22 protein-coding genes and 1 other annotated feature are annotated in these 17,510 nt (G+C 38.7%); of the genes, 17 read left to right on the top strand and 5 right to left on the bottom strand.

Translation table 11 applies throughout. The features are described from left to right. Positions 1-782 (bottom strand): ATP-grasp domain-containing protein (locus KTHG_RS07510; RefSeq protein ID WP_186439522.1); only part of this gene is annotated, 782 nt, incomplete at its 3' end. Next, positions 757-1,656 (bottom strand): ATP-grasp domain-containing protein, encoded by a 900-nt coding sequence (locus KTHG_RS07505; protein ID WP_255512409.1) that lies wholly within the window; start codon positions 1,654-1,656, stop codon positions 757-759. The genes KTHG_RS07505 and KTHG_RS07510, both read right to left, overlap by 26 nt. 80 nt (positions 1,657-1,736) lie before the next feature. On the opposite strand from KTHG_RS07505, the gene KTHG_RS07500 reads away from it, so the two are divergent. Then, positions 1,737-2,993, top strand: a complete 1,257-nt coding sequence (locus tag KTHG_RS07500) for a bifunctional folylpolyglutamate synthase/dihydrofolate synthase (RefSeq protein ID WP_139992512.1) — start codon at positions 1,737-1,739, stop codon at positions 2,991-2,993. Between the two features lie 93 nt (positions 2,994-3,086). Here the strand turns inward: KTHG_RS07500 and KTHG_RS07495 are convergent, their stop codons facing one another. Then, on the bottom strand, positions 3,087-4,661 hold the full coding sequence (locus tag KTHG_RS07495; protein ID WP_139992510.1) for a hypothetical protein: 1,575 nt from the start codon (positions 4,659-4,661) through the stop codon (positions 3,087-3,089). A gap of 27 nt (positions 4,662-4,688) precedes the next feature. Continuing rightward, the gene (locus KTHG_RS07490) at positions 4,689-5,129 is read right to left on the bottom strand and encodes a hypothetical protein (protein ID WP_126991075.1); all 441 of its coding nucleotides are present in this window, start codon (positions 5,127-5,129) and stop codon (positions 4,689-4,691) included. A 343-nt stretch (positions 5,130-5,472) separates the two neighbouring features. Between KTHG_RS07490 and KTHG_RS07485 the strand changes: the two genes are divergently transcribed. The 16 genes from KTHG_RS07485 (at position 5,473) to pheA (ending at position 16,840) form a co-directional block, all read left to right on the top strand. Next, positions 5,473-6,072, top strand: coding sequence for a hypothetical protein (locus KTHG_RS07485; RefSeq protein ID WP_126991076.1), 600 nt, complete (start codon positions 5,473-5,475; stop codon positions 6,070-6,072). After that, the gene (locus tag KTHG_RS07480; RefSeq protein ID WP_139992508.1) at positions 6,072-6,815 is read left to right on the top strand and encodes a hypothetical protein; all 744 of its coding nucleotides are present in this window, start codon (positions 6,072-6,074) and stop codon (positions 6,813-6,815) included. Before KTHG_RS07485 ends, KTHG_RS07480 begins: the two co-directional genes overlap by 1 nt. A gap of 216 nt (positions 6,816-7,031) precedes the next feature. Next, positions 7,032-7,511, top strand: coding sequence for a hypothetical protein (locus KTHG_RS07475; protein ID WP_139992506.1), 480 nt, complete (start codon positions 7,032-7,034; stop codon positions 7,509-7,511). Further along, positions 7,511-8,182 carry a RadC family protein gene (gene radC, locus KTHG_RS07470; RefSeq protein ID WP_139992772.1) on the top strand — a complete coding sequence of 224 codons (672 nt, stop codon included), beginning with the start codon at positions 7,511-7,513 and terminating at the stop codon, positions 8,180-8,182. The genes KTHG_RS07475 and radC overlap by 1 nt, the downstream gene beginning before the upstream one ends. Before the next feature lie 95 nt (positions 8,183-8,277). Beyond that, positions 8,278-9,297 (top strand): rod shape-determining protein, encoded by a 1,020-nt coding sequence (locus KTHG_RS07465; protein WP_126991079.1) that lies wholly within the window; start codon positions 8,278-8,280, stop codon positions 9,295-9,297. 72 nt (positions 9,298-9,369) lie between these two features. Next, on the top strand, positions 9,370-10,227 hold the full coding sequence (gene mreC / locus KTHG_RS07460) for a rod shape-determining protein MreC (RefSeq protein ID WP_255512408.1): 858 nt from the start codon (positions 9,370-9,372) through the stop codon (positions 10,225-10,227). Beyond that, positions 10,227-10,754, top strand: a complete 528-nt coding sequence (mreD, locus tag KTHG_RS07455; protein ID WP_126991081.1) for a rod shape-determining protein MreD — start codon at positions 10,227-10,229, stop codon at positions 10,752-10,754. The genes mreC and mreD overlap by 1 nt, the downstream gene beginning before the upstream one ends. 25 nt (positions 10,755-10,779) lie before the next feature. Further along, positions 10,780-11,457, top strand: coding sequence for a septum site-determining protein MinC (locus KTHG_RS07450; RefSeq protein ID WP_126991082.1), 678 nt, complete (start codon positions 10,780-10,782; stop codon positions 11,455-11,457). 1 nt (position 11,458) lies between these two features. Then, on the top strand, positions 11,459-12,259 hold the full coding sequence (gene minD, locus KTHG_RS07445; protein WP_126991083.1) for a septum site-determining protein MinD: 801 nt from the start codon (positions 11,459-11,461) through the stop codon (positions 12,257-12,259). A 143-nt stretch (positions 12,260-12,402) separates the two neighbouring features. Then, positions 12,403-12,480: a sequence feature (ribosomal protein L21 leader region), on the top strand. Positions 12,481-12,493: 13 nt separating this feature from the next. Beyond that, positions 12,494-12,802 (top strand): 50S ribosomal protein L21, encoded by a 309-nt coding sequence (gene rplU, locus KTHG_RS07440; protein ID WP_010288129.1) that lies wholly within the window; start codon positions 12,494-12,496, stop codon positions 12,800-12,802. A 16-nt stretch (positions 12,803-12,818) separates the two neighbouring features. After that, the gene (locus tag KTHG_RS07435; protein WP_139992502.1) at positions 12,819-13,160 is read left to right on the top strand and encodes a ribosomal-processing cysteine protease Prp; all 342 of its coding nucleotides are present in this window, start codon (positions 12,819-12,821) and stop codon (positions 13,158-13,160) included. 12 nt (positions 13,161-13,172) lie between these two features. Beyond that, positions 13,173-13,469 carry a 50S ribosomal protein L27 gene (gene rpmA / locus KTHG_RS07430; RefSeq protein WP_126991085.1) on the top strand — a complete coding sequence of 99 codons (297 nt, stop codon included), beginning with the start codon at positions 13,173-13,175 and terminating at the stop codon, positions 13,467-13,469. Positions 13,470-13,656: 187 nt separating this feature from the next. Beyond that, positions 13,657-14,193, top strand: a complete 537-nt coding sequence (locus tag KTHG_RS07425; RefSeq protein ID WP_126991086.1) for a Spo0B domain-containing protein — start codon at positions 13,657-13,659, stop codon at positions 14,191-14,193. Between the two features lie 3 nt (positions 14,194-14,196). Beyond that, positions 14,197-15,486: a GTPase ObgE gene (gene obgE / locus KTHG_RS07420; protein ID WP_139992500.1), complete on the top strand. Its 1,290-nt coding sequence runs from the start codon at positions 14,197-14,199 to the stop codon at positions 15,484-15,486. An 18-nt stretch (positions 15,487-15,504) separates the two neighbouring features. After that, on the top strand, positions 15,505-15,960 hold the full coding sequence (locus KTHG_RS07415; protein ID WP_126991088.1) for an ACT domain-containing protein: 456 nt from the start codon (positions 15,505-15,507) through the stop codon (positions 15,958-15,960). Between the two features lie 16 nt (positions 15,961-15,976). After that, a complete protein-coding gene (gene pheA / locus KTHG_RS07410; protein ID WP_139992498.1) occupies positions 15,977-16,840 on the top strand; it encodes a prephenate dehydratase in 864 nt (287 codons plus the stop codon). Between the two features lie 46 nt (positions 16,841-16,886). Here the strand turns inward: pheA and KTHG_RS07405 are convergent, their stop codons facing one another. Further along, positions 16,887-17,414 (bottom strand): transcription repressor NadR, encoded by a 528-nt coding sequence (locus KTHG_RS07405; RefSeq protein WP_186439521.1) that lies wholly within the window; start codon positions 17,412-17,414, stop codon positions 16,887-16,889. Between the last annotated feature and the right edge of the window lie 96 nt (positions 17,415-17,510).

The following is a 17,510-nucleotide window of genomic DNA, read 5'->3' as shown; positions in this document are numbered from 1 at the left end:
AAATGTTGCCATAACAGCTCAGTTAAATCTTTATCAAAGAGCTCGTAGTATGACCTTGCACCAACAGGGTCTTCCATTTCATTGAATAATAGTTGGTCGTGCGTCACATGTAAAAAGTCGATGCCGATATAATCACTCTTAATCGCTTTTTGAATACGCTGCACGTACGTACGCTGTTCAGCTGTTAAGTCAAATTTTTCAATCGAGCCGCCAAGTGTATAGTTCGAACGAAAATCCCCTGGGGCACCGATGCGCTTTACAGCACCAATAATATCTTCGCCAATCATCCAAACGCGTACATCAGTGGCATTTGTTTCGATATAAGGTTCAATTAAATAGGTTGTAAGCTTTGCTTTTGCCGTTTCAAATTGTTCCAGGGTATCGCATTTAAAGACCTCGTTGCCACCATGACCACCGATTGATTTGACGATAACAGGGAAGTCATCTGCTGTCAGACGCTGTTCAAGCACGCGTGGTACGGTCGGAATACCTTGTAAGATGGCTAGCTGCATCGCGCGTAGCTTATCATTTGCAATACGGTTGACCTCACTACGGTTGACGACGCGACGCCCAAGCTGCTCTAATTGCTTTGCAAGCTCAGCGTTTCGCGTACGGTTCCAAATAAATAAGGCATCCTTTGTAGCTTTGATAATATCATGCTGTTCTTCAATTAGTAATGTGAGCGTTACATCATGTTGCAATCCCGTTTGTTGCAGTTGTTCAATAAATGACTGATTTTTTACTGCATCAGATTCACTATAAAGAAGATACGCCTGCTTCATGGCTAGCCTCCAGTTCATGTAAGATGTATTCAACGAAGCGGTCACCTACATTGATGCCCGTTACGTTGTAAATATTGCGGATATGACTTGCGGCATTTACTTCACAAACAATCGGTTCTTCGTGTGGACCGAATAATAAATCGACCCCAGCGAAGGCTGCACCAACGGCTTTTGCAGCACGTAATGCAAGGTCTTTTTGCGCAGTAGTTAAGACGACCGTTTCTGCGATGCCACCATTTGTAACATTTGCACGGAAATCCGTTTCAGAATGACGATACATTGCGGCTACGACCTCATTTCCAATCGTATTGACACGAATGTCGCGTCCTTTACTTGATGCAATAAATTCTTGGAATACGAAATCAACACCGCGCAGGCTCTCGACTTTTTCAAAAAATTGCTCGGCCGTTTCAATTAAATAAACCTTCATGCCAAATGAGCCATGACCTTCTTTAATAATCATTGGTAGACCAAGTGTATTAAGTACGCCTTCAAAATAACCACTATCACGGATTGTGAATTTAGGATACACTTTTGGCGCCACGATTGTTTTTGGCATCGGGACATGTGCCTGTGCTAATTGAATGTATTGTTTGGCTTTGTTGTCGCATGTTTCAATCACATCCGGATCATTAAATATCGGGATACCCTGATTTTTCAAATAAGTAGCTAATAAAATGTCCTTATCTAAAAAAATAACAAAATCAGGTTTGACCTCCAGTGGCGCATGTAACGTCATCGGGATTTCATAGTTTTTATAAATAATGGGTTCGACATTGTGGTGTGTACAAGCTTCTGCCATTAAGCGAGCTTGGTCAAGAAATTTATCGGCCACAAGACTACCATTGTAAATAATCCAGCAAGTTTTTTTCACGATTAAAGCCTCCAACGAGAAATGGTATATAATAGAGTGTAGCATGAATAAATTGAATTGAATAGCAAGGGGGAGAGCTTATGATACCAGCTTTTGATAGCTATAAAGAACGTTTTAATGTAGAGAGTAGTGACGAGATTAAACCGGGGCTCGAAGCAATTGAACAGGCGATGGAGATGCTCGGTCATCCAGAACTAAGTGTGCCAGTAGTCCATGTGGCAGGGACGAACGGGAAAGGTTCAACAATTGCGATGCTTGAAGCAATTTGCCGTGCACATGATTTGAAAACGATGACGTTTACATCACCTTGTATAGAAGATGTACATGACCAAATTAAAATTAATAATGGCCCACTTGCACCCTTTCAAATGGATGCTATTTTTAAGGAATTAAAAGCAGCAGGTGTTAGTGGATTGCTCACAGATTTTGAATTATTGACGGCAGCTGCGTTTATGGCATGTAAAATGTATAAGCCAGATATTGCGATTATTGAAGCGGGCATGGGGGGACGTTTTGATAGTACGAATGTGGTTCGTCCAATTGTTTCAATCATTCCAAGCATTGCACTTGAACATACGAATTTCCTCGGAGATACGCTTGCAAAAATTGCATATCATAAAGCCGGTATTTTGAAACCAAATGCAGTTGCAGTCATCGGTGAATTGCCACAAGAGGCTTTTGATGTTGTACAAGAAGAAGCCATTAAGCAAGAGGTGATACTGCGTGTCGATGGAGAAGATTTTGAAGCGTTGATTGGCGACACATATGTACAAGGCTTATTAGAAATAAATGATTTAACACGTAATTTAAAAGGGGCACATCAACGTCATAATATGGCATTAGCGATTACAGCCTTTATCGAAATCGCGCAAAAATTATCACGCACGATTCATGAAGACTTAGTGCGCCAAGCGATTGCGAAAGCAACCGTGGCTGGACGTTTCGAGCAATTAAGTAAAAATGTATTTTTAGACGGCGCACATAACCCAGCAAGTGCAGCGTCCCTGCGTAAAACAATTACTGATTTATATCCAAATACGCCAATTCACATTGTTATGGGGATTTTAAGAGATAAAGATGTAGACGGAGTATTACGTGAGCTCGAGCAAGTATGTGATGACTTTACATTTGTTGAAGTAGAGCGCGAACAACATCGTCTAATGCCTGCTGAGCAACTTTTAGCACATAGCCAAGCAACGAATAAGCATGTATCTAGCAATGCACTCGAAGCAGTACTTGAGAAACGTAAAGAGCCAGGCATTGTCATTATGACGGGCTCACTTTATTTATTAGCACAGTGGCGACATACACTGCAAGAAGTATTTCGTGCACAGTAAATCAATATCAAAAAGATATAGCTAATTGGGGAAATGAGCATAAAAAAAGAGGGAGTCGTGTTTTGGCACGATTCCCTCTTTTTGATGCGAACTTTATTTTGCGGCTACATTGCCAACTTGTACAAGCTGAATTGGTGTATCAAATTGTTCAACTGCTAATGGAATGGGAATCTGATCTTCCGGTTTGGCAAAAATCAGTGTGGATTCCTCCATATAAACATTTTTTGCAATAATGGCGCCGTTAAACACCGTATCATTTTTTAAGGACACGGTTGCTTTTGGTGCTAAAATAAGTTGTTTTGTGTTATTGACTACACCATTTAATGTTAAGCGTTTCGCACCTGTAATAATATTACCTTCAAATCCACCAGTTGCAGGTAATGTTACGTGAGCTGCACGTACATACAATAAACCTGGTGATTTGAAGGTATCATCAAATGTAATAGCTTCTTTGCCATCAAGATATGTTTCAATCGACGCTTTATCCGCTGCGGTGATTTCACCGTTTGTCATGCCGAAGTTTTTCGTATACAGCTTGAATGAACCAGCACCTTTAATTGTTAGCGTTGCACCGTTTTGAAGATTTACACGATCTGCGCGAACAACTTGGTCACTATCACCAATATCAATGACTGCATTAATACCGTCCACTGTTAGTTCGCGAATATGCACTTCTGATTCACTAAAACTAAATGGTTCAGTTGGTGTAAACATTTCTTGTGTCATGCTATTCATCGTTAACACGCCATCTTTATAATAATATTTCTTCAGTAGCTCTAACTCAGCCTCGGTTTTCTTCACTTTACGAATCGTTCCATCCTCTTCTGTCACTTCATTGTATTGATCTGCTTCAGGAATTGGTAAGTATAAGTTTTCAGCTGGAATTGGGAGTGCATCAAATGCTTTTAAATCTTTTTTAGGGAATGATGGTAAATACGTTTTGAAACTTTGTGCATTACGCATTTTCAGCGGGGAAGCATCTGTGTTCCCGTCGTTATAACATTCATCATAATAGCCACTGCCATTTTGTAAGTATTGGCAGCTCGCGCTATCCACCGCAATATCACTTGTTTTAGCTGTTGCTAAATTGCCGACCACCTTTGAGCCTTTTTGTACAACAATTTGATTTGTGGCATGTACGGCATATTGATAATGATAACGATCTGTCGTTTTAGAAACCGGTACTTTTAACGACAATGTGTAGTCTTGCGCAACGGTTGCGATTGTTTTGGCAATTTTACCTGTTGCCGTTAATGTGTAATGCTCGCCGTCTACATGACTTAAAATGGTTTCAGCTGTTGGTTGTTCACCACGAACCAAATCAAAATCAGTAGATGTGATGGGTTTATTTACACGACTTGCTAATAATGCTTCTGCGCGTGCATAAAACATTTTATCGACTTCAAATCCTTTTTTATCTGTAGCGGATAAAGCGTCATAGCGTGTCATCGTTTCATCATAGGCTTGTTCAACGAGCTGTTGTAGCTCTGCACGCGTTGTTTTAAGCCCAGCCTCTGCAATATTGCGTGAAGCCGTATCGAGAGCTTCCATTTTTTTTGCTTGTTCTTTCGCATTGGATTGCTCAATAAATAAAAAGGCAATAGCACAAATAATAATAGCGGTTGCCGCTATAAGCAAAGCGAGAGAACTTTTTTTCATATTCTTCATGTTCTTGTAGTCACCTCTTACCGCATATTAATAACCGTTTTTCCAAGAAATCACGGTTTCAATCTTTGTTTTTTCAGTTAATTTTGTTAGATTTAATGTGTTACTTTGACCATCGTAAACCGTCATAATGGCGCGAGATAGCCCATCGTAATGACTCGGTTTTAATGTTACGGCATACGTGCGGTTCTTCGCGGCTTCAATGCGCGCCATTGTCACTTCATTATTAGCATAATCAAGGACACGCTCATAACCAAGTGCCTGCAATGCTTCTAATTGGTCTACCGCGTGATACTGTGTTGCTTTTTTGTTCATAGTTGTAAGCTCACGGTCAGCATCAGCCGTTGCATCAGCATAGCTAGCCACTTCTTTATCGTGTGCCGAAATCGTTTGATTATGATGGACAACAACGAATACAAAGACCAGTGCTAGTAGGATAGCCGCTAGTATTCTAGTCATTTTTCCTTCCATTTATGTACCCTTCTTTCTATTGCGAAAGTAGCCTGACGTTAACGCTTTAATGATAAGCGTTTTTAAAGCGTTAAACAACTTATTTTGTTATTTCTGAACCAACAAAACGATTCTAAACTACTATGATAAGTGATTAAGGTAAAATTTGAAAAGGAAAAATTTATTTTTTTGTTGTGAGATAGTGTAGAAAGCAGTATTATCAAAGTTGGCAATTATCTCGTGGAAACCTAAACGTAAACAGGAAAACATTTGAAAAACGGCTGTGTTATTTGTATTATTAACAAATGTAGTTAACGTATGTGTAACACGCCTGAGAAGAATATTGAAAAGGAAGGGATTCGTCATGGCTCAAGAAGAAGCACAGCAAAGAGCTGAGAAACCGAAAAAGAAAAATCCGGTACTCGGTCTGAGTATTTTTGTTGTAGTAGTAATCGCATTGTTCTTTGGTATCAATTATTTTTTAGTACATAATGATATTCAAGATGCCGAAAAACAAAGTCAAAAGCTTGCAACAGAAATCGATCATGCATCAGAAAAAATTGAAGAAGAACAACGCAAATCAGAAGTTATCTTAAAAGAAGCAGCAGCATTTGCGAAAGAAGAAAAATTATCATTAACACCAGTATTTACCGCTTTGCTAAAAGACGGTGGTAGCAGTGCAGCACTTACTGGTATCACATACGATGAAAAGGGTATGCAACTAAAAATGAACTTTTCAACTTTACAAGATGCTACAAAATATCAAAAAACATTAGCACAAAACACAGATGTATTTACTGCTGTTGACATGGAAAAAGTAGCAGCTTATACACCAGTAGCAGAAGATGATTTAGCATCAAAACCCGAAATTTCATCTACTGCACGCTATCAAGCAGTGTTTAATATCACGCTTAATAAAGAAAAGCTACAACAAGCACAACAAAATAAGGAGGGGTCTAACTAATGGAAAATACAAAGACATCTAAACAACCCCTACTTTATGCACTTATCGTTATCGTAGCTGCTGTTATCGCATTGTCGTTATATTACTACATGTTAAAGCCACAAATGGATAAACGTGATGCAATAAATGAGAAGGTTGCTGTTCAAAAAACCGAATTACAAACAGCTAAAACACAATTAGCAGATTTACAACAACCTATCAAACCATCTGATACAACAGAAGCAGGTAAAAAAATTCCGAATGGTGCCAATATGGATACATTAGTTGATGATTTACAAGCTGCTGAATCAGCAAGTGCAACACAAATTACGAACTTTAACTTCAATGCCTATGATGCACAAAGTGAAGTAGCTAAACAAGCGCAAGTAACAACAGCGCTAACAGAAGCAGAGGAAAAATCAGCTTATGCAGTGGAAGAAAAACCTGTATCTTCAGTTCCTGAGAGCACATTACCAAAATATACGAAAATGATTACGATGCAATTAGCAGTTAGTGGCTACTCAGAATCAGATGTCCGCAATTTTATCGATCAACTTGAAAATGCAAACCGTGTTTATAATGTTGAAAAAGTAAAATTTGAAGCACCTGATACAGAAGATGCAACATCTGAAGATATTGTTGCAGCTAAAATTCAAGTAACAACATTTTATTATGAAGTGCCTGTTGATGAAGCGACACAAACAACAAATGAAGAACCGAAAGATGAAGCAACAGAAGATACAACAAAAGATACAACAAAATAAATATCACCAAAAGGAATCATTCAAATGGACGATTCCTTTTTTTATGGAATTTTATAGAACAGCTGAACAACTTGTTTTTTTAGTAGATTTTTAAGAAATGTTTTGAAATCGCTGTCTTTATTGACTGATGACGCACTTTTAAAAGCGATTGATGAGTATAAGGTTTTTTCATGACAGCCAATCTTTTCGTATGATAACGAAAAGGAGGCGTTAAATATGTTGTACTTAATCAATCCCCAGCCATTTAGTGAAACCATATTACGTACACTAGCTTATCGATTTGAACCAGTATATGGACGCTATATTCGATTTTCGGATATTACATTTGAGGATGCTTATACGAGAGCTGTGCATCAACTTGTACAGCTTGCACCAACAAGGAAAAAAGGAGAGGTTGCTTTGTCGATTATTTCAGCGGTAGAGCAATCCGTGAAATGTAATAAAATCACAGTTGCCTTGGCTATTTGGAGTGCAGAAATATTCAAAACTGTTGAATTAATATTCTATACACAAGAAGATTCAAAAAATATTACAAAATATATTCGTTATCGGAAACCTTTTTTATATAATATTGGTTATAATATATTAGGAGAATCAACGTCATTTATAATTGATGGAGTGCAGGATATAAATGAAGTGTTAAAACATACGCAATATTACGTGAAGAACTTGCTTGATGTGGGGGTTACGCAATGATGATTCGTGATGCTCATGCAATCGATCGTCCGCGCGAACGGCTACGTCAAAATGGCGCGCAACAGCTTACAAATCAAGAGCTGTTAGCGATTATTTTTCGCGTAGGTATTAAAAATCTTTCGGTAACTCAGCTTGCGGCCAATGTGTTGACACATTTTGAACATCTTCATGATATAAAAGAGGCAACAATTGAAGAATTAATTGAAATCAATGGTATTGGAGAAGTAAAAGCAATCGAACTTTTAGCGGCGATTGAACTGGGAAGACGCGTTTCGGCAAAGCAAGTACAGGACCGTTGGACGATTCGTACACCCGATGATGCGGCCACGCTTTTAATGTCCGATATGACGAATTTAAAGCAGGAACACTTTGTGGTGCTTTATTTAAACGTTAAAAATCAGGTGATTCATAAACAAACAATTTTTATGGGCAGCTTAAATGCGAGTATTGTCCATCCACGTGAAATTTTTCGTGAAGCAGTGAAACGTTCCGCAGCATCAATTATTTGTGCGCACAATCATCCATCAGGAAACCCAACTCCTAGCTCCGAAGACATCGACGTTACCAAAAGGATTCAGCATGCCGGCGAAGTGTTAGGAATTGAGCTTTTAGACCACGTGATTATAGGTGATCATCAATTTATTAGCTTAAAAGAGAAAGGTTTTATGTAAAGACTGTAATTTTTCAGCATTTTTCGTTATAATGAAACGTATGATTTTAAGATAGCTAGTTAAAAGTAACAGCTTTAGAGAAAGGAAGAACAAAAGTGTTTGGATTAGGTGGAAAAGATGTCGGTATTGACCTCGGCACAGCGAATACATTGGTATTTATTAAAGGAAAAGGGATCGTTTTACGCGAACCATCAGTAGTAGCAAAGAATACACAAACAGGTGAAATCGTAGCAGTAGGTAACGATGCAAAAAATATGATTGGTCGTACACCAGGATCAATCGTAGCAATTCGTCCAATGAAAGATGGCGTTATTGCAGATTTTGAAATTACAACAACAATGATTAGTTATTATTTAAAAGAGGCAATGAAAGCTTCAGGTAGTAACTTCAAAAAACCAAATGTAATGATTTGTGTACCTTATGGAATTACATCAGTTGAACAACGTGCGGTTATCGATGCAGCTCGTCAAGCGGGTGCAAAAGATGCATTCACAATCGAAGAGCCATTTGCAGCGTCAATCGGTGCGAACTTACCCGTTTGGGAACCTACTGGCTCAATGGTAGTTGATATCGGTGGTGGTACGACAGAAGTAGCTGTTATTTCATTAGGTGGTATCGTAACAAGTGAATCTGTGCGTGTTGCTGGTGACGCAATGGACCAAGCAATCGTTGCATACATTCGCAAACAATATAACTTAACAATTGGTGAACGTACTTCTGAAGCTATCAAAATGGAAATCGGTTCTGCATCTTCAGAAGGTATGCCAGAAGAAAAAATGGATATCCGTGGTCGCGATTTAGTGACAGGTCTTCCAAAAACAATCGAAATTTCTTCAATTGAAATCGTTGATGCATTACGTGAATCAATTTTAGCAATTATTGATGGCGTTAAGAAAACATTAGAACAAACTCCACCAGAATTATCTGCTGACGTTATGGAACGTGGTATCGTCTTAACAGGCGGTGGCGCACTTCTTAAAAACTTAGATAAAGTCATTAGTGACGAAACAAACATGCCAGTATTTATTGCAGAAGATCCTTTAGATTGTGTAGCAACAGGTACAGGTATGGCATTAGAGCATATTGACTTAATGAAGCGTCATCAAACGAAATAAGGAGGTTTAAGTAATGCCACAATTTTTAAACAGAAAAAAGTTATTTTTCTAATAATTGGTGTAATCTTACTCGTGGCATTAATCGGCTTATCCTTACGCGATCGACAAAACGCATCGCTACCTGAAAAAATCGTAAAAGATACTGTTGGCTTTGCGCAATCAATTGTTGCAAAGCCAACTAATTATGTTACAGGATTTATTAAAGATATCGATGCGATGATTAACACTTATGAAGAAAATAAACGTTTAAAATCGCGCTTGGAAGAATTCGGCTCATTACAAGCAGAGGTGAAAGAATTAAATGTTGAAAACAAGCGATTACAAAAGCTTGCTGGTAAACAAACGAGCCTCCGCAAATATGATCCAATTCAAGCAAATGTTATTGCTCGTAATCCGGACCAATGGGAAGAAAAATTGATTTTAAACCAAGGTTCTACGGATGGTGTTAAAGTAAACATGGCCGTTATTACTTCCCAAGGTTTAATTGGTAAAGTTGTTCAAACAACACCACAAACATCAGAAGTTGAGTTATTGTCTACAAGCAATACGAATTATCGTGTTTCAGCAACGATTGCAAATAAGAAAAAAGAAACAAATGGTTTAATTGAAGGCTATGATCGTAAGCGTGGCGAACTTATTTTAAAACGTGTTGATTCAGAGCTTTCAGTGAAAAAAGGCGATAAAGTCACAACATCTGGACTTGGTGGCATTTTCCCTAAAGGTGTTTTAATTGGGGAAGTAACAAAAGTAACAACAGATGACTTTGGCTTAACGAAATTAGCCTATGTTAAACCAGCTGCAGACTTCTCAATGATTGATCATGTTGTTATTGCGAAACGTGCTACAACTACTGTTGATGGTGTCGATGGTAACAATACAAACAAAGCAGAAGATGCAACAATAGATAATACAGCAGGAGCTGGGAAATAATGGTACGTTATCTCATTCCGGCTGTCGTTATCGTGCTTTTCTTTGCTGAAACCGAGTTTTCTCTATTTTCACCAATTGAGTGGCAAGGTCATTTGATTTATTTAGTGCCACGTTTTCTAATTTTGTTTTTAATTTTTATGGCTATTTATTATGACCGTAAAAAAGCGATGATTTACGGGCTCATTTTTGGTCTGATTAATGATATTGTTTATATCGATATCATAGGTCTTTATACGTTTTTATATCCATTTATTTGTTTTATTGCTGGTTCTACAGTAAAATATATACATCAACATCTAGTCGTGACAACAACCTTGTCATTGGTGTTAATTGCGATTATAGAAGTAGCGCTGTATCAATTCTTTGCATTGATTGGCTTTACAGATATATCATTTGCACAGTTTTTAAATACGCGTCTAATCCCAACGATGATTGCGAATGTAATCTTCCTTGCCTTATTAGGTGGCGGCTTTAAATATTTACTAGAATATCGTTCTTATCAGCGAGCAAATCGCTCCATTTTATAAATTATAAAATAAGAGGTGTATAAGTTTGGCAACAAAGCAACTAGTAACAATGAAGGGGACTAAAGAAGGCCTAGTGCTGAAACTGGATGACCAATGCGGATTTGCAGATTTACTAGATGCTTTACAGTCAACGAAAGTAGTAACGCAGCATGACGATGATGAACATTTAGATGTACAGATTCATCTAGGAAACCGCTATTGTACACATGAAAAACTCAAACAGTTATTGCAAGCTGTAGAAGAAACCCAGCATGTGACTGTTTCCAAAATCAAGAGTGATGTTTTAACTGTTGAAGAAAGCAATCAGCGAGTGTTAAAGCATCAATCTTCTACATATATTGGTATCGTGCGCTCCGGCCAAGTATTGAAGATTGAAGGAGATGTCGTTGTTATTGGCGACGTTAATCCGAACGGGCGCGTGGAAGCAACAGGTAGTATATTCGTACTAGGACGTGTGAAGGGCATTGTACATGCAGGTAAGGGTGGCAATCGCGAAGCAGTGATTGTTGCTTCTTGGCTCGAAGCAACGCATTTAATGGTCGATGATGTCATTGAAATTATGACGAATGAAACGACGATTTTATCGGAGCAACCAGAAATGGAATGTGCTTATTTACATGACAATGGACATATTGTCATTGATCGTCTACAAAATTTACGTAATATAAGACCGAATTTGGCAACGTTTAAAGGAGGAAGCTAATGTGGGGGAAGCTATTGTAATTACTTCTGGTAAAGGAGGCGTTGGTAAAACAACAACCTCTGCAAATTTAGGTACTGCATTGGCGCTTCAAGGGAAAAAAGTTTGCCTAGTCGATACAGATATTGGTTTACGAAACCTAGATGTTATTTTAGGTTTAGAAAACCGTATTATTTATGACTTAGTGGATGTTGTTGAAGGTCGTTGTAAAGTTCATCAGGCGCTTGTGAAAGACAAACGCTTTGATGAATTATTATTCCTATTACCAGCAGCTCAAACTTCCGATAAAACATCTGTGACACCGCAACAAATGAAAGAACTTATCGATGGTTTGAAACAAGAATTTGATTTTGTTTTAATCGATTGCCCAGCTGGCATTGAACAAGGCTATAAAAATGCTGTAGCAGGTGCTGACAAAGCGATTGTTGTGACAACACCAGAGATTTCTGCGGTTCGCGATGCTGACCGTATCATTGGTTTATTAGAACAAGAACCGAATGTTGAAGCACCGAAGTTAATTATTAACCGTATTCGTCCAGAAATGATGGAACGTGGTGAAACACTTGATGTGAATGAGATTACGACACATCTATCAATTGAATTGATTGGGATTATCCCAGATGATGAGCATGTTATTGCTTCATCAAACAAAGGGGAGCCAATTGTAATGGATCCTTCAAGTGGCGCTTCAAAAGCGTATCGTAATATTGTCCGTCGTGTTTTAGGTGAATCTGTGCCACTTATGACATTAGATAAACAAAAACCGGGATTCTTTGCGAAACTAAAATCAATGTTCAAAAAATAATGATATCTTATTAAGAGAGGATCACTTTTATAGGCGATCCTTTTTCTGTTTAAATTGTTTGAATGTTATGTGACCAAAGTTATTTTGTAATTATTCTTGACGCAAATATAGTGGTGTGGTATGATTTGTAACGTTATGTAGCACCCGTGCTACAACCGCACTGAAACAGTTTTAAAGTTTTCGTTAAGAAACACTGCTTGAAGGCGAGTCTGAGTCAATTAAGGAGGTGCAGTTATGTACGCAATTATCGAAACTGGTGGTAAACAAATCAAAGTAGAAGCTGGCCAAGAAATCTACGTTGAGAAAATCAACGCAGAAGCTGGTGAAGTAGTAACTTTCGACAAAGTTCTTTTCGTTGGTGGTGACGCTGTTAAAGTGGGCGCTCCATTCGTAGAAGGCGCAACAGTTACAGCTAAAGTTGAAAAACAAGGTCGTCAAAAGAAAGTTACAGTTTTCAAACTTAAAGCTAAAAAGAACTACCGTCGTAAACAAGGTCACCGTCAACCATACACTAAATTAGTAGTTGAAGCTATCAACGCTTAATAAGTGAGGTGACAATATGATTACTGTTGAGATTCATTCTACTGAAGAACACAAATCATATGGCTTTGAATTTTCAGGTCATGCCTACTCTGGCGATCCTGGTCGTGATTTAGTTTGTGCGGGTGCATCGGCTATTGCCTTTGGTACAGTCAATGCAATCAATCAACTATTACAAATCACACCTGGCATTGAACAAGGTGATGAGGGCGGCTTTTTATCCGTCGTTATCGATCCTTCTGATTTGGACACTGAAACCGATGCAAAACTGCAAATTATTCTTCAAACAATGGTAACCCAAGTGTATACAATGGTTGCTAGTTATGGAGATTTTATCGAGTTAAAATATAAAATGATGTAGGAGGTGGAACATATGTTACTAGTATCTTTAGATTTACAGTTCTTCTCATCTAAAAAAGGTGTAGGTTCTACTAAAAATGGTCGTGACTCTCAGTCAAAACGCTTAGGCGCTAAACGTGCTGATGGTCAATTTACATCTGCTGGTTCTATTTTATACCGTCAACGCGGTACTAAAATTTACCCAGGTGAAAACGTAGGCCGCGGTGGTGACGATACTTTATTCGCGAAAGTGGACGGCGTTGTTAAATTCGAACGTTTAGGCCGCGATAAGAAAAAAGTTAGCGTATACCCTGTAGCTCAAGAAGCTTAATTTAAGAGCACTCACTAAAGGACTGCATGTGTTGCAGTCCTTTTTTTGTGACAATGGAACGGCTTGCGTTATGCGGAGTCGTCCTTTTTTTGTTGAAACATCTCTTTTCAGCACATTTCATAACGCATTTCTGATAGAAAATTGGTATACTAAAAACATGAACATCTCATCGAAGGAGCGTGTACTTGTGACAGAACGGCCATTAACGATAAATGAGGTGTTGCGCTTTGTTCATCATGATTTTATGAATCAGCTGCAACTTGTGAAAATGAACCTTGATTTAGAACGGGTTGAGGCCGCTCAATCTGCGATGAGTGACATCGTAGAAGCGTCTCAAACTTTCTTTAATATAAATAGATTAGGTATTCAAAGAACAATTGAATGGCTCCACACGGCTTCGTGGCGCTTTCCATCATTAGAAATATTGATCGATTGCAATATAGAAGGTACGGCGCGAGAGTCATGGGACGAGCCTTTGCGCGATTGTTTAGAGCAATCTGTACAAGCAATTTACAAGGGACTTGATCCTTTAGTAGAACAACGACTTTCATTAAATGTTTTTGCGAATGAAATAGAATTTGAGATTTCATTTGATTTTATAGGGAAAACGTCAACGAAAACAATTTCGTTTGATTTGACAGGTACCGAGTTACAACTAGAGGAACCCTCTTTTTGTGAAGAACGTTGGTATTATAGTATTTACGCCCATAAGGAGGGACTTTAAACAATGTTTGTAGACCACGTAAAAGTTTATGTAAAAGGTGGTGACGGCGGGGACGGTATGGTAGCGTCCCGCCGCGAAAAATTTATTCCGGATGGTGGCCCAGCAGGTGGCGACGGCGGTAAAGGTGGCGACCTAGTCTTCAAAGTAGATGAAGGCTTACGTACATTAATGGATTTCCGTTTCAAACGCCATTTCAAAGCACAAAACGGTGAAAATGGGATGAGTAAAAACGCGCACGGTCGCGGTGCGAAACCATATGTTGTTCCTGTACCACCAGGTACTGTTGTAACAGAAGAAGGCACTGGTCGAGTAATTGCCGATTTAGTTGAAGATGGCCAAGAAGCAATTATCGCTCGCGGTGGTCGTGGTGGTCGTGGGAACTCTCGTTTCGCGACACCTGCAAATCCAGCGCCAGAATTATCTGAAAAAGGTGAGCCAGGACAAGAACTTAATGTTATATTAGAGTTAAAAGTTTTAGCAGATGTTGGTTTAGTTGGTTTCCCAAGCGTTGGTAAATCAACATTATTATCCGTTGTATCATCTGCAAAACCGAAGATTGGTGCTTATCACTTCACAACAATCGTTCCAAACTTAGGAATGGTACAAGTTGGCGAAGGTAAATCATTTGCAATGGCGGATTTACCAGGTCTAATTGAAGGTGCAGCACAAGGTGTCGGCTTAGGTCACCAATTCCTACGTCATATCGAACGTACACGTGTTATCGTACATGTTATTGACATGAGTGGTATGGAAGGTCGCGACCCGTATGAAGACTACTTAACAATCAATAAAGAGTTAGAAGAATATAACTTACGCTTAACTGAGCGTCCTCAGCTGATTGTTGCTAACAAAATGGACATGCCAAATGCGGAAGAAAACTTAGAAGTATTCCGTAAAAAAATTGGTGATGAAGCAAAAGTTTTCGCAATTTCAGCTATTTCTCGTCAAGGATTACAAGAACTACTTTACGAAATTGATGCGCTATTAGATGTAACACCTGAGTTCTTACTTCATGATGTTGAAGAAGAAGAAACAGATGCTACTGTTCTATACAAACACGAAGCGAAAGGTCCAGACTTCGTCGTATCACGCGATGAAGATGGCGCATTCGTATTAAGTGGCGATACAATTGAACGTCTATTCAAAATGACAGACTTCAGCCGTGAAGAATCTGTACGTCGTTTCGCACGTCAAATGCGTGGTATGGGTGTTGATGAAGCACTTCGCGATAATGGCATCGAAAATGGCGATACAGTACGAATCCTGAAATTTGAATTCGAATTTGTCGATTAGTGATAAGGGGGGAAAGACATGAAAAATGTAGCGGATCAACGTTACTATTTAGTTCGTGAAGATGTATTAACAGATGCTATGCAAAAAACTTTGCAGGCAAAACATTTGCTTCAAACAGGCTCAGTATCTTCAATTTGGGATGCTGTAAAAGAAGTCGATTTATCTCGTAGTGCTTTTTATAAGTATCGAGATGCTGTTTTTCCCTTCCACTCTATTGTGCAAGAACGCATTTTAACAGTTTTCTTACAATTAGAGGATCGTAAAGGAACGTTAGCTCGTTTGCTCTCCACTGTGACGGAGACGCATTGTAATGTGTTGACGATTCACCAAACGATTCCTATCCAAGGAAGAGCGAATGTCACATTATCTCTTGATGTAACGGCAATGGACGTAGAATTAGATGATTTATTACAAAATCTTAAAAAATTAGACTTTGTGGAATCAGCTGAGGTTATTAGTTCAGGAGCGTTATAACGAGAGGGGAATTTTCGTGGCAGAAAAAGAATGGGAAAATCGTGTGGCCTATTTAGGTCCTGAAGGTACATTTACGCATTTAGCAACAAAACGTTTGTTTGAAAACGATTGGTTGATTCCAGTAAAAACGATTCCTGAGTGTATAGAGGCTGTTTCGGAAGGGCAGGTAGATTTAGCTGTCGTGCCGATTGAAAACGCCTTAGAAGGAATTGTGCCCCTTACAATCGACTATTTATATCATGAAGCAAATTTATTTGTAGCTGCTGAGATGGCGATTCCAATTGCACAACATTTGATGGTTAACAAAGCACAGCTAGATAACTGGGAAAACGTTGAACATATTTATTCACACTCACATGCACTTGCGCAGTGTCATAAATATTTATACTATCGTTTCCGTACAGTGCCGCAGGAAGCGCATTCCTCTACAGCAGCTGCTGCCAAATATGTGTCAGAGCATCCAGAGGAATGTGTCGCAGCAATTGCCAATGAGGCAGCGGCTGCACAATATGATTTAGCGATTGTTGAATCCAATATTCATGATTTTCATTTCAACCATACGCGCTTTTTCGTGCTATCGAAAAGTAATATTCGTGTCGAATCACTTACACATGATGAACAAGTTAAAACAACATTAATGGTGAAATTACCAAATGATAATCCAGGGGCACTGCATCAATTATTATCTGTGTTCTCATGGAGACGTTTGAATTTGAGTAAAATCGAATCTCGTCCTCTTAAAACGAAACTAGGAGAATATTTCTTCATTGTTGATGTGTTAGAAGATGAACGTGTACCGATGATGCAAGGAGCAATGGAAGAGTTACGTGCTCTGGGTTGTTCTGTTAAATCACTCGGAAGCTATTATATGTTTGAATAAAAAAAGAGTTCGCCTTTAGCAATTTGCTAGGACGAACTCTTTTTTATTAGTCTTCGACGATAAAGCCATGTAGGCGTAACTGTTGTTCAGCAGCATCTAATTTCTCTTCAGAGTCGGCTGTCAATGTGTGTAGGTGAGCGCCCTCTGTCAATTCAAGTAGCGGGGAGGCAGCAGTTTCACTCATGCGTTTTAAAAATTGTGTGACATCAAAGCGGCTCGAAACCATGATGGATGCAGTTAAGTCACCGTAAACTGGATGAACAATTGTCACATCTTTAACGGTAACACCTGCATCAACTAATAAATTCAATTCTTCTTCCGTTTGATCAGCACGATGATGACTAGCAATTTGACGTTCAACTATTTCTTCATGCGGCTGCACAAAATATAAGTAGCCCTGACTTGTGGCAATAATGGGTTCATTACGTGCTTTCAGTAGTGCCATATCATTAACAATAACTTGGCGTGATACGTTTGAACGTTTTGCTAAATCTGTACCTGTAATTGCGGCACGCTCTGTTTTTAGTAAATCGATTAGAAAGGCGCGACGTTCTTCGCCTAATAATTTTTTCATAATAATCACCTCTAAATACGTTTCGCATAATGTGCATACATAGTGTACCATTAAATATTAGGGATTCGCATTAAAACTGATAATGCGAGTCGTTTA

This window comes from Kurthia sp. Dielmo (assembly GCF_000307285.2).
Classification (GTDB): Bacteria; Bacillota; Bacilli; order Bacillales_A; family Planococcaceae; genus Kurthia; species Kurthia populi.
This window is presented reverse-complemented; position numbering and strand designations above follow the sequence as displayed.

Coding starts and splice junctions, on each gene's coding strand:
- KTHG_RS07480 (WP_139992508.1), top strand. CDS start 6,072: ATGGAAAATACAAAGACATCTAAACAACCCCTACTTTATGCACTTATC.
- radC (WP_139992772.1), top strand. CDS start 7,511: ATGATTCGTGATGCTCATGCAATCGATCGTCCGCGCGAACGGCTACGT.
- KTHG_RS07475 (WP_139992506.1), top strand. CDS start 7,032: ATGTTGTACTTAATCAATCCCCAGCCATTTAGTGAAACCATATTACGT.
- KTHG_RS07500 (WP_139992512.1), top strand. CDS start 1,737: ATGATACCAGCTTTTGATAGCTATAAAGAACGTTTTAATGTAGAGAGT.
- obgE (WP_139992500.1), top strand. CDS start 14,197: ATGTTTGTAGACCACGTAAAAGTTTATGTAAAAGGTGGTGACGGCGGG.
- KTHG_RS07435 (WP_139992502.1), top strand. CDS start 12,819: ATGATTACTGTTGAGATTCATTCTACTGAAGAACACAAATCATATGGC.
- KTHG_RS07485 (WP_126991076.1), top strand. CDS start 5,473: ATGGCTCAAGAAGAAGCACAGCAAAGAGCTGAGAAACCGAAAAAGAAA.
- rplU (WP_010288129.1), top strand. CDS start 12,494: ATGTACGCAATTATCGAAACTGGTGGTAAACAAATCAAAGTAGAAGCT.
- mreD (WP_126991081.1), top strand. CDS start 10,227: ATGGTACGTTATCTCATTCCGGCTGTCGTTATCGTGCTTTTCTTTGCT.
- KTHG_RS07495 (WP_139992510.1), bottom strand. CDS start 4,661: ATGAAGAATATGAAAAAAAGTTCTCTCGCTTTGCTTATAGCGGCAACC.
- rpmA (WP_126991085.1), top strand. CDS start 13,173: ATGTTACTAGTATCTTTAGATTTACAGTTCTTCTCATCTAAAAAAGGT.
- KTHG_RS07490 (WP_126991075.1), bottom strand. CDS start 5,129: ATGGAAGGAAAAATGACTAGAATACTAGCGGCTATCCTACTAGCACTG.
- KTHG_RS07415 (WP_126991088.1), top strand. CDS start 15,505: ATGAAAAATGTAGCGGATCAACGTTACTATTTAGTTCGTGAAGATGTA.
- KTHG_RS07405 (WP_186439521.1), bottom strand. CDS start 17,414: ATGAAAAAATTATTAGGCGAAGAACGTCGCGCCTTTCTAATCGATTTA.